This window comes from Bradyrhizobium sp. AUGA SZCCT0177 (assembly GCF_018130125.1).
In the GTDB taxonomy this organism is placed as follows: domain Bacteria; phylum Pseudomonadota; class Alphaproteobacteria; order Rhizobiales; family Xanthobacteraceae; genus Bradyrhizobium.
Genome location: NZ_JAFCMA010000028.1, coordinates 26,540 through 39,541 on the forward strand (window position 1 = coordinate 26,540; position 13,002 = coordinate 39,541).

Genomic DNA, 13,002 nt, shown 5'->3' on the forward strand with positions numbered 1-13,002 from the left:
GAGCTTGCCAAAGTCCCTTCTAATTTTGGTTAAGTGGAACTGTGAAAAACCGCGACACTCCTAGAAGTTGGCGCTTTCGGACCACGCGGCCGCAATCGTCATTAACAGAATCTCAATTCGGAATGCGGCCGCGTGCGATAATTGCGAATTGTGCCTTCAGGTTGTGCAACCGCGTTCAGCTTGCGGGGATGCGACACTGCATCGTGCAATGAACGCCGGTCTTCAGGAAACTGACTTCGGTCTTGCCGTCGAACGAGCGGAGTGCCGATTGTAACAGCTTGGTGCCGAAGCCCGGCGCTCCGATTTTTTCAACCGCAGGTCCCTCGGTTTCGTCCCAGGTGATCTTGAGCCAAGCCACATTGAGTTTGTCGTCTGACACCGTCCACGACACCTGCAACATGCCATTCGCAGCGGAAAACGCGCCGTACTTCCCGGCATTGGTGGCCAATTCGTGGAAAATCAGCGCCAGGCTGACCGCCAGCTTGGCCGGAAGGAATAGCGGATCGCCGTTCAGGTTGAATCGGACATGGCCGTAAGGCCCGAGTTCGGAGCGCAGCAAGTCCTTGATATCACAGCCGCTGCCATCGACCCGTGCGATCAGATCGTCGGTTGCCGACAGCGCGCGGATCCGGTGATCGATGCTGTTCCAGACCTGCGGTTCATCATGCAAGACCTGGTGCAGAACGGCGTGAATCGTCGATGTCTTGTTCTTCAGCCGGTGCTGCAGCTCGTCGACGATCAGCTTGCGGTATTCCTCTTCCTCGGTCAGGCGTTTGGCGATCTGCCGCTGTTGTACGACGATGGTCCGGTAGTGCTCGACGCCCCATATTGTGAGGCCGCAGACCGCCCAGAAAATCAGCAGCAACGCCAGGCGCGCGGAATCGGCCACGGTGCCGCTGAAATTGATGGCGACGCCAAGCGTGCCGCCGGCAAGCGCCGTTGCGATCCCGATCCGGAAGCCGCCAAAGGCGGTGGCAAAGAACACGGCCGGAAAATACGGCGTGAAGAATACGTCGGGGCGGATCTGGGCCAGTCCCCACCGCGCCAGGGTCGCCAAAACGAGGCAACAGACCGCAAAGGCGGTGCTGAATAGCGGTGAGGGCTGGGAAATTCCCTGCCAGCCATGCCTGAACTCGTCGATCAATTTCGTCATCGGTGTTGTCACTTCACGTGATCAGCGAATCCAAAATAAGGCCGACCCTAACGGAAATCGGGGATATCGAGCCCGCCGGCAACGACGAGGCGGTCCTGCCATGGCGATGTCAGCGCGATAAGCTCGCTTGCGTTGTTCCCGGCGGGCGGGAATATTGGCATCAACAAAAACGGGAGGAATGGATGAACCGTCTCATTCGCGCGTTCGGCGCATCGGCCCTCTTTGTCCTTACGGCCACCGGGAACAGTTGGGCGGACCCGGTGCTCCCCATGGCTGTGACGCCCGAAGACGTCGGCCTGTCCTCCAGTCAGCTGGCGCGCATCGAGGCGGTGACCCAGAAACACGTCGAAACCGGGCTGGTGCCGGGCGCCGTGATGCTGGTGGCGCGGCGCGGCAAGGTAGCCTGGCACAAGACCATGGGTTTCCGCGACCGCGCGGCGAAAGACCCGATGCGACCGGACTCGATCTTCCGCATCTATTCCATGACCAAGCCGATCGTCTCGGTCGCGGCCATGATGCTGGTCGAGGAGGGAAAGATGCAGGTCAGCGATCCCGTCTCGAAATATATTCCGGAAATCGGCCGCATGAAGGTGGGCAAGGAGACCACCGAGAACGACAAGGCGGTGCTGCAATTGACCGATCCCGCCCGCGAGATGACGGTGCAGGACCTGTTGCGGCACACCTCCGGGCTGATCTACGGCACGCGCGGCAAATCGCTGATCAATGCAGCCTATATCGAGGCCAGGATCGGTGGCCGTGATGCCAGCAATGAGGAGTTTGTCGCGAAATTATCGAAGCTGCCGCTGCGGTTCTCCCCCGGCGAGCGCTGGGAATACGGGGTGTCGACCGACGTGCTGGGACGCGTGGTCGAAGTCGTCTCGGGCAAGACGCTGGGCGAATTCCTCAACGAGCGCATCCTGACGCCGCTCGGCATGACCGACACGGGCTTCTCTGTGCCGTCCGACAAGCTCAATCGCGCCGCCCAGCCCTGGCAAATGCCCGAATCGCCGCCGATGACGCCGCGCTTCGACGTGGCGCAAAAGCCCCGTTTCGAATCCGGCGGCGGCGGCCTTACCAGCACGATGGACGACTACCTGCGCTTTGCGATCATGCTCGCCGATAGCGGCGAATTCGCCGGCAAGCGCCTGCTCGGCAACAAGACCGTCGATTTCATGACGGCGGATCATACTTTGGCGCGGCCGGGCCGGCCGCCGGGGCTGGGTTTTGGCCTCGGCTTCGAGGTTCGGACCAGCGTCGGGGATGCCGCCTTGCCGGGCTCGCTCGGGGAATATGGCTGGGCCGGCAACGCCGGCACGCTGTTCTGGATTGATCCCAAGGAACAATTGATCGCGATTTACATGGTGCAGGTCGATGACGGCGTGCGGATCATGCTGCGCAATCAGTTCCGGACCATGGTCCAGTCCGCGATCATCAACTAGGATTTCTCAGGTTTCGCAAAGGGGATGGTGAAATGGGACGGCTGGACGGCAAGGTCGCGGTGATCACGGGCGCGACCAGCGGCATCGGACTGCATACGGCGGAAATTTTCGTCGCCGAAGGCGCGAAGATCGTCATCGCCGGGCGCCGCGCGCCGGAGGGCGAGGCGCTGGCCAAGAAACTCGGCGCTATCTGCATCTTTCGTCAGACCGATGTCACGGTCGAGGAGCAGATGAAGGCGCTGATCGGGCTTTGCGTGGAAAAGTTCGGCAGGATCGATTGTCTGTTCAACAACGCCGGCGGTCCGGCCCAGACCGGCGGCATCGAAGGCCTTGAGGTCGATCGCTTCGATGCGGCGATGGCGACGCTGGTGCGCAGCGTGATGCTCGGCATGAAGCACGCAGCACCCCAGATGCGCAAGCAAGGCTCCGGCAGCATCATCAACAATGGCAGTATCGCAGGGCGGCTTGCCGGCTTCTCGTCATCGATGGTCTACGGCGCGGCCAAGGCCGCCGTCATCCACCTCACCAAATGCACGGCGATGGAGCTCGGCGAATCCAACATCCGCGTCAATTCGATCTCGCCGGGTGCAATCGCGACCGGCATCTTCGGCAAGGCGCTGGGCCTTTCGGTGGAAGCCGCCGAAAAGACCCCGAGCGTGATGCGTGAGGTCTACAAGACCGCGCAGCCGATCCCGCGCGCCGGATTGCCAGCGGATATCGCGCATGCCGCGGTGTTCCTCGCCAGCGACGAATCCTCTTTCATCAACGGCCACGATCTCGTTGTCGACGGCGCCATCACCGGCGGCCGCAACTGGACCCAGCAGCAGCAGGGCTATGTCGCGCTGCGCAAGGCATTCGATCAGGGATAGGTACTTTGCCGTCATTGCGAGCGAAGCGAAGCAATCCATTCTTCCTTCGTTGCGCCATGGATTGCTTCGCTGCGCTCGCTAGCACAAACGCTTTGCGTTTGTTGCAGGCAATGACGACGAGATAGTGGAAGGAGAAGAAGAAATGTCTGCAACACTTGGTTTGTCACCCGCCAGCCCCCAAGGGCGGCCGTTTTATCTCGCCGTGATCGCCGGGCTCGCCTGCGCCTTCGTGATCGGGAAGACCTTGCCCTCCACGATGGATGCGATCTCGGCGATTATCGAGCCGCTTTGTTCGAACGCTGCGGCCGCAGGCTCGCCGCTCGATACCGTCGAGCCGATCGGCTCCTACGCGCTCCCGAACGTGCCGGGCAAGAGGGTGACGATCGTGCGCGTGTTCTACGGGCCCGGCGGGTTCACCCGCGCGCACCGGCATGCCGGCTCCGTCACCGCCTATGTCACCAAGGGCGAAATCCGCTCGCAGCTTGCCGGCGGCGTCGTCGAGACGTTCAAGGTGGGCCAGTCGTTCTTCGAACCGCCCGGAGCCGTGCACCTGGTTTCGGCCAATGCCAGCATGACAGAGCCCGCGGAATTGATCGCGGTATTCGTCGCCGATGAAGGCGCGCAGCTCACGACGTTTGTGGAGTAGCTGGGGATCGTAGATCGTAGGGTGGGCAAAGCGAAGCGTGCCCACCATTCTGCCAACGGCCTCGGATAGATGGTGGGCACGGCGCGAAGTGCGCCTTTGCCCACCCTACGCATTCCTCTGTCACACTGCCTTCAGCACGACCTTCAGTCCGTCCCGCGGTTTTGGGATCGGCCACATCTGCCAGTCCGGCTTGTAGCCGGGCTCCAGCGAGACACTGAGATTCTGCAGGAAATGCCGTGCAAAGCATTTCGCCTGCATATAGGCAAAATGCAGCCCGAGGCACATATGCGCGCCGCCGCCGAACGGCACCCAGGCGAAGCGATGACGGTTGCGCTGCGCCTCGTCGGTGAAACGCATCGGATCGAATTTGTCCGGATCGGGCCAGATCTCGGCCATGTGATGGGTGAACAGCGGATTGACGCCGACCAGGGTGCCGGCCGGGATCGCATAGCCCTTGAAGGTGAAATCGCGGACGGCGCGGCGCGGCATCGAGGGTACCGGCGGCTTCAGCCGCAACGCCTCCTTGAACGCCATCTCGCTCAGCGGCATTTTCTCAAGATTGTCGATGCTGGAGGGGTCGTTGGCCTCGATGCCGAGCCCTTTGACTTCCTCGCGCAGCCGCGCCTGCCATTCTGGATGCGCGGCAAGCTCGCCGACAAAGGAGGTCAACGACGACGTTAGCGTGTCATGCGCCGCCATCATCAGGAAACTCATATGATCGATGACGTCCTGGGTCGACAGCAGCGCGCCGTCCTCATGGGTGGCCTGGCAAAGCTGCGAGAACAAATCGTCGCCGCCGCCGCGCGCGCGGCGGATCGGAATTTGTTCGGAGAAATAGGCGACGATCCGCTTGCGCCCCGCGACGCCGCGGCCCATCTGCGTGAACGGCAGCGGGTATCGGATCGGTGCCACGGCCGCCGCCACCATGTCGACGAAGGCGCGCGTGATCTCGTCCACCTCGGGACCGATCTCGGCGCCGAGAAACGATGTTGCCGCCAGATCGAGCGTGAGCTGCTTCATCGCGGGATAGACCAGCATCTCGCCGGGTTGCGCCTTCCATTGCTTGACGCGCACGGCAATGCCGCGGTCGAGATCAGTGAGGTAGGATTTCATCGGTCCCGACTTGAACGCAACCGACAGCGCACGGCGGTGCAAACGATGTTCCTCGAAGTCCAGCAGCATCAGCCCGCGCGGAAACAGCCGGCCGAGGATCATGCCCCAGCCATGGGTCGAGGAAAATTGCTTGGCCTGGTCGAACAGCAGCAGTTCGTTGGCCTCGGGGCCGAGCAGGTTGATGCTGGTCTCGCCGAACACGTGGCTGCGATAGACCGGGCCAAATTTGGCGTGCATCCGCTCGACCTGCCCTTTGGGATCGGCGAGGACCTCCAGCGTCTTTCCGATCACCGGCCAGCCTTCGTCGCCAGGTATGTGCTTGAGTGAATTACGCTTCGGCGGTGTAAGGGTGATCGCGGGGGAGGCCACATTCTGCATCGACATGGCGATTTGCTCCGGTTCGGCTCTGGCCCATTATGTGGGATCATCGGCATAACCAAGGCTGGAAAATAACGCTTTGTTGCGTCGATGCAAAGCCGTTAGCGCCGGTGGCGCGCCGCTTCATCCAAACCGCGCCACAAGGCCGCGGGCCGTGCTAGGGTGTGGCAAAATCAAGCCGGGCAGGGAGAACTGATATGTCGAGACTATTGGGTGTGATTGCCGTCACGCTGGCGGCGATGGTCGCCGGACCAATCGCCGCACAGGCGCAGACCATGCCCGCCATCACCAGCTTTGGTCCGGATTTCCCCAAAACCGGAATCTTCATCGGCAACAGCTTCTTCTATTACAACAACGGCCTGCCGGGTCATCTGTCGTTGATGGAAAAGGCCGCCGACCCCGAGAACGTGCAGGCCTACCGCAACACCATGGTGACGATCGGCGGTTCCGGCTTCGACTGGCATGATATCGAAAGCTATTTCCGGCCCAATGCGATCGGCAGCTATTCCTTCGACCCGAACAACAATGTCGTCTTCAACAAGCTCGACCGGCTGTTCGACGTCGCCGTCATGATGGATTGCAGCCAGTGCCCGATCCATCCCACGCTCAAAACCGTATTCACCGACTATGCGAAGAAGAACAGCACCATCGTGCGCGCCAGGGGCGCCAAGCCCGCGTTCTTCATGTCCTGGGCCTATGCCGACAAGCCGGAGATGACGGCGCAATTGGCCGAGGCCTACACGATTGCCGGCAACGAGAACAACGCGCTGGTGATTCCCGCAGGCCTTGCCTTCGCACGCGCCATCAGCAAGCAGCCCGAGCTCAACCTCTATGCGCCGGACAAGCGTCATCCGTCGTTGGCCGGCACGTATCTCGCGACTTGCGTGGTGTTTGCGTCGCTGACCGGGCGCTCGCCGGTCGGCAACCCGTATCTCGCCGGCATCGATGCGCCGACCGCGAAATTCCTGCAAACCGTGGCGTGGGAAACCGTGCAGAGCTATTACGCGAAGTAGAAATTCTGGAGTGGGGCGCCGCGGAGAGCATCCGCGGCGCTCGAAACGTCAGGCCTTGCGCTTGGCGGCTTCCTTTTGCAGGTCCGGCGCATTGATGGTGGGGATCGCCACCCGTCCGGGGCCGGTGACCGCGAGGGCCGCGGCGGCCTTGTCGTTTTCCATGATCTTGGCCATCACGGCTTTTCCTGCGCGCTCGAACACCGCGCGGTTTTCGACCAGGAATTTCTGCGACTCGCGCAGTCCCTTCACGTAGCCGTTGATCTCCGGGATCACGTAGCGCGCCACCATGTCCCAGCTGCGTCGGGTGTTTTCCGGATTGGCCCAGTCATGCACGAAGCCGACGATGGTGCCGACGCCGCCGGAAACCGCCATCAGATTCTTGATGGTCTTGATCAGGTCGTCAGGTGTTCCGATGGTGGAAGCGGCGGCTTCGCCGCCCGCGGTTTTCTCAAGCGCGTCCTCGGGTGACTTGAACGGCTCGAGGCCCGGCCGTTGCAGCGTGCCGACATTATATTCATTGTGCCACTTCATCAGGCCCGGGCCGGCCTCGCGATAGGCCTGTTCGCGCGTTTCGGCGATGTGCCAGGAGAGCAGCACGCGCCAGTCGGCGCGGCTCACGGTGGTGCCGGCCTTCTTGGCGGCGTCCTCGGCAAAGCCCCATTGCGTCGGCAGCGCCATCAGGCCCTGCGTCGACATCGAACCCAGCGAGATGATGCCGATGCCGTATTTGCCCGCCAGCGTCATGCCCGAGGGCGAAATCTGCGACGCCACCACGAACGGCATCTCTTCCTGCAGCGGCAGCAATTGCAGCGCGGCGTCGTTCATCTGAAACCAGTCGCTCTTGGCGGTGACGCGCTCGCCCTTGAACAGCCGGCGGATGACCGCGATCGCTTCGTCCTGGCGGTCGCGCTGCGTCATCGGATCGATGCCGAGGGTATGCGCGTCGGAGGCCAGCGCGCCCGGACCGGAGCCGAAGATGGCGCGGCCGCCGGTCATCCAGTCGAGCTGCACCATGCGCTGCGCGACATTGTAGGGATGGTGATACGGCAGCGACACCACGCCGGTGCCGAGCTTGATGCGCTTGGTGCGCTCGCCGGCGGCGGCCAGGAACATTTCCGGCGAGGCGATCATCTCCCAGCCCGAAGAATGGTGCTCGCCGCACCAGAATTCGTCGAAGCCGAGCGCGTCGATCTGCTCGACGAAGTCTAGGTCGCGGCGGAATTGCAGCAGCGGATTCTCGCCGATCGGATGATGCGGGGCGAGAAAGGCTCCGAATTTGAGGCGCGCCATGGGGTTTTCTCTCCGGATTTATTGTTCTTTGGAATTGCTCGGTGCCAAACTACGGGGTGGGGCAGGGCAAGGCAATCCTCCAAGCCCGCCGCTGGCGCATGGTTGTCGCGCAAGTTTGGCTGACATACCGTCGGCCGGAATTACTGCCACTCACCTCAGGGACCACCATGAATCGCATCCTCGCCCGATGAATCTGGCAAAACCCCGCATCGACATCGGCTTTGCCACCAATCACGCTCCGGCAGCGCTTGCGTTCTGGCAGAACGAGATCGGCCTACGGTTCGACCACACCCAACCGATCCGCCGCGGCTACAAGCAGCACCGCCACGATCTCTGCGGCTCGATCCTGAAGATCAATCAGGTCTATGAACCGCTGCCGGACAATCCGCCGTCGGGTTACCTCGAACTGCTGATAGCACGCGATGGCCTGACTGCGCCGCAGCCGATGGCCGATCCCGAGGGCAACCGCGTCTCGCTGGTGCCGAGAGGCATGTACGGCATCGAGCGCATCGGCATTCGCCTTGGCGTTCGCGACGTCGCGGCGCATCGCCGTTTCTACACCGAAGCACTGGGATTGCCGTTAGGTGAAGCCAACGCCAATGGCGCCGAGACGTTCCTCGCCGGCGACACGGTGCTAATCGTCGAGCCCGCGGCCGACGCGCCGCATGATGCTGCTTTTGAAGGCAAGGGTTGGCGCTACATCACGTTCCAGGTCTTCGAAGTCGACCGCGAGCACGCTCACGTGCTGTCCCATGGCGGCCGCGAAGCCCGCGCGCCGGTGACGCTGGGGACCACGGCGCGGATCTCGATGGTGCGCGATCCCGACGGCAACTGGATCGAGCTGTCGCAGCGGGCGTCGCTCACTGGTTCGCTGGAGCCTTCGCATGGATAGGTTTATGTGACGATGATCCGTAGGGCGCATCAGCAGATTTTGGGATACGCGTCGCCAAGTATCGCCTTGCCGGGCGCAGCCATCGATGGCATGCTCGGCATATGACGCCCAAATGCATTTCGCTCAAGGCACCTTGGTGGCGCTCCTTTTAAGGAGCGGCACGGCGTTACTATTTTCAACGACCTTCGCCGCCGTGATCGGGTGAGCCAAGGTCGTTTTCCGGCAAGTCTCCAATCGCGGCGGCTCCAATCAGGAGAAGCCATATGCTTGTCGAGACTGTGCGACCAATCATTCTCACCGGTGATCGCACCACCGGACCCCTTCACCTTGGCCACTATGCAGGCTCGCTGAGAAATCGGGTTGCGCTTCAGCGCACGCATCGACAGTTTGTTTTGCTGGCCGATGCACAAGCCTTGACGGACAATATCGACGATCCCGAAAAAGTGCGCAGCAATGTGATGGAAGTGGCCCTCGATTACCTGGCCGTCGGCATCGATCCGGGCGAAACGACCATTTGCGTGCAATCTGCATTGCCGGCGCTTGCCGAACTTGCCCAGCTGTATCTCAATTTTGTTTCCGTGGCCCGGTTGGAGCGCAATCCGACGATCAAGGATGAAATTCAGATGCGGGGCTTTGAGCGGGACATTCCCGCGGGCTTCCTGTGCTATCCGGTGGCGCAGGCCGCAGATATTACGGCATTCAAGGCGACCGTCGTGCCGGTGGGGTTGGATCAAGCTCCGATGATCGAACAGACGAATGAAATCGTTCGTCGGATCAATCGGCAGGTCGGTCGTGAGCTGTTGGTGGAGGCAAAGGCGCTCATTCCGGCAACGGGACGACTTCCCGGCGCTGATGGAAAGGCGAAAATGAGCAAATCCCAGGGGAATGCGATTTCGCTTTCAGCTTCGCCCAACGAGATCAGGGCTTTTGTAAATCGCATGTACACGGACCCGAATCACTTGCGCGCATCCGATCCCGGGGTCGTTGAAGGCAATGTTGTCTTTGCATACCTTGATGCGTTCGACACCGACCAAGCCGCCGTTGATGAACTGAAAGCGCGCTATCGGCGCGGAGGGCTTGGCGACGTCACGGTCAAGCGCCGCCTTGAAGACGTGTTGCAAGAGCTGCTGAAGCCGATCCGCGAACGTCGCCAGGCTGTGTCCAATGATCTCGGCTACGTGCTTGATGTGCTGCGTTCCGGCACGTCCAGGGCGCGCGCGATCACTCAAGCCACCTTCGATGAATTGCGCTATGGCTTGGGCCTGTTTTCGTTAGCCGGAACAAGATGAGATCGGCTGCTTGCATCATCGTAGTTCTACGGAGGGCGATGCATAAAGGCTTAAGGAACTTTGACTAGGTCTGTCAGCAGCATTCCAGAACAGAACGCGAAGGTCCCGGTCCTTCTGTGGCGGTCGAGCCGGGGTCTTGCTTCCAATGAATCAGTTACCCGCAGGCGGCGCCGTACTCAGCGGCGTCGCCTGTTATTTCATGACCGCACCTTTGCCTTACTGCACCGGCACGTTCAGCGAGCGCACCACGCGAAAACTGTAGCCGCCGCCGTCGACGATGCCGTTTTCGCGATAGCCCGCGCGAACCATGTTGGCCATCCAGTCCCAGGTGCCGCCGCGCAGCATACGCCGCTCGCAATTGCCCTCGAGCCAGGGCGAGCCATCGACCGGCGTATCTTCATTGTAGCGCTTGTTGAAGCAGTCCTCGGTCCACTCGAACACGTTGCCGTGCACCTGATACAGGCCGAACGGGTTGGGCGGATAGGAGTCCACCACCACGGGCCCCTTGCTGTCCGCACCGCGCGGCCCGGCGCCATAGGGGATCGATGCCTTGTAGTTGGCGTCCTGCGCGCTGATGGTGTTGCCGAACCAGAACGTCGTCGAGGTGCCGGCGCGGGTGAAATATTCGCGCTCGGATTCGCTCGGCAGCCGGTAGGTGCGGCCGACCTTCTTCGACAGCCACGCCAGATAGGATTTCGCGGCCACGAAATTGATGCCCTGCGCCGGCATGCGGCCGCGGCCAAAACCCTTGTCGTCGCCCTTGTCGCGGCCGCAGCCGCCGTCGGCGAGACAGGCGTCCCATTCGTCGAACGAAATGGTGAAGCGGCCCACTGACGGCTTTGCAAAACTGACGCGATGAATCGGATCCTCGCCCTTGAAGCGGTCCGGCTCATCGGCGGGCGTCCCCATCATGAACGAGCCCTTCGGCACCACCACCATTTCAGGACAAACATCGCATTCCTTGAAACTGTCCTTTGGAATGAGCGACTGCTCGATCTCGGGCGTCAGCGGCTGGACGCGCTTTTCCGGAAAGAACTGCCGGGGCGCGCGCGGACGCGGGGTCTGGCCTTCTTCCGCGACCGGTACCGGCGTCTGCATGCCCGGTGGCCACGGTTTTGTTGCCGACGCGCTGCCAGTGAATGAAACGGCGAGCACTGCGGCCATCGGCGCAAGGAGAAGCTTCGACACGAATTCCATAGGTCATCCCTTGCGCGGACCGGTAATGGTGCTTGGTCGCGGGCCAAGGGATTCGCGTTCACGGTAAATTTGAAGTCGTCGGGCGCCTAAGCTAGAGCAAGCCATGAGCTATTTTCCCGACGAATCCACCGGCCGCGCATGGGCACGATACGCAATATTGGCATTGCCGCTGCTCTACCTGATCGTCGCCCTGACCTATTCGGCATACATGGCGCCGTGGGGGCGTCAGGTCGATCCCGAGTCGGCTTATGCGATGAACGGTCTTGCCTGGGCGGCGGGCTATCCCATGATGAAGAACGATCATCCCGGCACGACGACGATCCTGCTCGGCGGGATCGTCATGAAGCTCTATGCATTCATCAGCGGCCGTTCCGACATCATCGAATTCGGGCTGAAGAACTACGACGCATTCATCTACGCGTCGCGGGCCGTCGAAGCCCTGCTGATGTCGCTCGCCTTGCTGGCCTCCGGCCTCATGGTGCAGCGCGTGACGCGAAGCGCGATTGCCGCTGTTCTGTTACAGGTCGGGCCATTCGTCCATTTCGAGTTGATGCACTTCGAACTGATGCTGACCCCCGAAAGCCTGATGATTTCATGTGTCGTTCTGGGAACCGGGCTGGTGCTCAAGTCGGCGCTCGGCCGGGAGCCGCCGACCGCAGGTCTCGGCGTTGCGCAAGGCCTCGTGTTCGCACTCGGGCTGTCGTCCAAATATTTGTATGCGCCGCTGGCTATTCTTTCCGTGGCGCTGCTGCGAAGCTGGCGGGCGTATGTGCTGGCGACGCTGGTCGGCGCGTTCGGATTTTTTGTCTTCAACAGGATATTGAATCCGTACGTCTTCACGAGCGGATTCCATTGGCTTGTGAGCATCGCAACGCACAAGGGTATCTACGGCGCCGGCGAGCCGGGCTTCATCGACTTCAACCTGTTCTGGTCGAACATGGGCCAGATCATCGCGGCGAGCCCCCTGATCTCAGCGGTGTTCGTCCTTGGCGGGTGCGTTGCGCTGGCGCGAATGCTGACCAGCCGCGATTACCTGAATCCGGTCAGCCTGACGCTGCTGGCGTGTTTCGTCGCCTTTGCGGCGCAGCTGCTCGCGACGTCCAAGCATTTCAACCTGCATTACATGGTTGCGTCATGGACGCTGACCGGCGGCGTTCTCGTGCTGAGCATCATTGAGATGCGAAGACTGTGGCCCGCGCTGTCGCCACGCCTGCTTGCCGGCGCGGCAGGATTGATTTGCATTGCCCTTCTTTCCACGAGCCTGATCAGGCTCAAGGACGAAGCGGTGACATGGAGCGGCCTCAACAGGACCGGCGCCAGGCTGTCGCAAGCCGTTGTCTCCGTCGCGCCGACCTGCGCCAATGTCTCCAGCATGTTCGTGCGCGCGCCTGAGAACGAGTTGAACCACGGCGCGGACATGACACTCGGCACCCCGAAAATGACGGCCGACTTCTCGGAAGCCTATGCGCGGGCTTTCAAGGAGCCGTTGCTGGATCACAACTTCTACCGCAATGTCCCGCTGCGGAATTTCATCGTTCACGGCTACGATCAGCTCGCCCGTGACTATCCGTGCATCGTCGTGCGGACCTCGCAGGAACTCAACGCCAGTACGTCGAGTGGTCTTCTGGAGTTGCGGCCCGATCATTGTGTCGTCGAGAGCATCCACGTTTACACGGTCGGGATGGCGTGCAGGAAAATCCAGGACGCCATGGCGAGGTGAGCG

Annotated in this window: 11 protein-coding genes; 7 read left to right on the forward strand and 4 right to left on the reverse strand. The window is 61.7% G+C overall.

The annotated features are described in order from the left end of the window. Positions 1–175: 175 nt before the first annotated feature. Positions 176–1,153: a sensor histidine kinase gene (locus tag JQ597_RS27985; RefSeq protein ID WP_212268713.1), complete on the reverse strand. Its 978-nt coding sequence runs from the start codon at positions 1,151–1,153 to the stop codon at positions 176–178. Positions 1,154–1,335: 182 nt separating this feature from the next. On the opposite strand from JQ597_RS27985, the gene JQ597_RS27990 reads away from it, so the two are divergent. The 3 genes from JQ597_RS27990 (at position 1,336) to JQ597_RS28000 (ending at position 4,107) form a co-directional block, all read left to right on the forward strand. Beyond that, positions 1,336–2,592, forward strand: a complete 1,257-nt coding sequence (locus JQ597_RS27990; RefSeq protein WP_212268714.1) for a serine hydrolase domain-containing protein — start codon at positions 1,336–1,338, stop codon at positions 2,590–2,592. Positions 2,593–2,624: 32 nt separating this feature from the next. Beyond that, the gene (locus JQ597_RS27995; RefSeq protein ID WP_212268715.1) at positions 2,625–3,461 is read left to right on the forward strand and encodes an SDR family NAD(P)-dependent oxidoreductase; all 837 of its coding nucleotides are present in this window, start codon (positions 2,625–2,627) and stop codon (positions 3,459–3,461) included. Positions 3,462–3,603: 142 nt separating this feature from the next. Next, a complete protein-coding gene (locus JQ597_RS28000) occupies positions 3,604–4,107 on the forward strand; it encodes a cupin domain-containing protein (protein WP_212268716.1) in 504 nt (167 codons plus the stop codon). Positions 4,108–4,227: 120 nt separating this feature from the next. Here JQ597_RS28000 and JQ597_RS28005 read toward each other — a convergent pair whose 3' ends face one another. Continuing rightward, positions 4,228–5,604, reverse strand: coding sequence for a cytochrome P450 (locus tag JQ597_RS28005; RefSeq protein WP_212268717.1), 1,377 nt, complete (start codon positions 5,602–5,604; stop codon positions 4,228–4,230). Positions 5,605–5,795: 191 nt separating this feature from the next. Here JQ597_RS28005 and JQ597_RS28010 point away from each other — a divergent pair, with 191 nt between their 5' ends. Further along, entirely contained in the window at positions 5,796–6,611 is an 816-nt protein-coding gene (locus tag JQ597_RS28010; RefSeq protein ID WP_212268718.1) for an SGNH/GDSL hydrolase family protein, read from the forward strand. A gap of 48 nt (positions 6,612–6,659) precedes the next feature. On the opposite strand, the gene JQ597_RS28015 is transcribed toward JQ597_RS28010, so the two are convergent. Then, entirely contained in the window at positions 6,660–7,901 is a 1,242-nt protein-coding gene (locus JQ597_RS28015; protein WP_212268719.1) for an LLM class flavin-dependent oxidoreductase, read from the reverse strand. Between the two features lie 187 nt (positions 7,902–8,088). Here JQ597_RS28015 and JQ597_RS28020 point away from each other — a divergent pair, with 187 nt between their 5' ends. Together JQ597_RS28020 and trpS are read left to right on the forward strand one after the other, a co-directional pair. Then, on the forward strand, positions 8,089–8,793 hold the full coding sequence (locus JQ597_RS28020) for a VOC family protein (RefSeq protein WP_212268720.1): 705 nt from the start codon (positions 8,089–8,091) through the stop codon (positions 8,791–8,793). Between the two features lie 263 nt (positions 8,794–9,056). Next, complete coding sequence (gene trpS / locus JQ597_RS28025) at positions 9,057–10,082, forward strand: tryptophan--tRNA ligase (RefSeq protein WP_212268721.1); 1,026 nt, start codon at positions 9,057–9,059, stop codon at positions 10,080–10,082. A gap of 216 nt (positions 10,083–10,298) precedes the next feature. Here trpS and JQ597_RS28030 read toward each other — a convergent pair whose 3' ends face one another. Further along, positions 10,299–11,279: a formylglycine-generating enzyme family protein gene (locus tag JQ597_RS28030; protein ID WP_212268722.1), complete on the reverse strand. Its 981-nt coding sequence runs from the start codon at positions 11,277–11,279 to the stop codon at positions 10,299–10,301. A 103-nt stretch (positions 11,280–11,382) separates the two neighbouring features. On the opposite strand from JQ597_RS28030, the gene JQ597_RS28035 reads away from it, so the two are divergent. After that, positions 11,383–12,999 (forward strand): hypothetical protein, encoded by a 1,617-nt coding sequence (locus tag JQ597_RS28035; RefSeq protein WP_212268723.1) that lies wholly within the window; start codon positions 11,383–11,385, stop codon positions 12,997–12,999. Positions 13,000–13,002 lie beyond the last annotated feature (3 nt).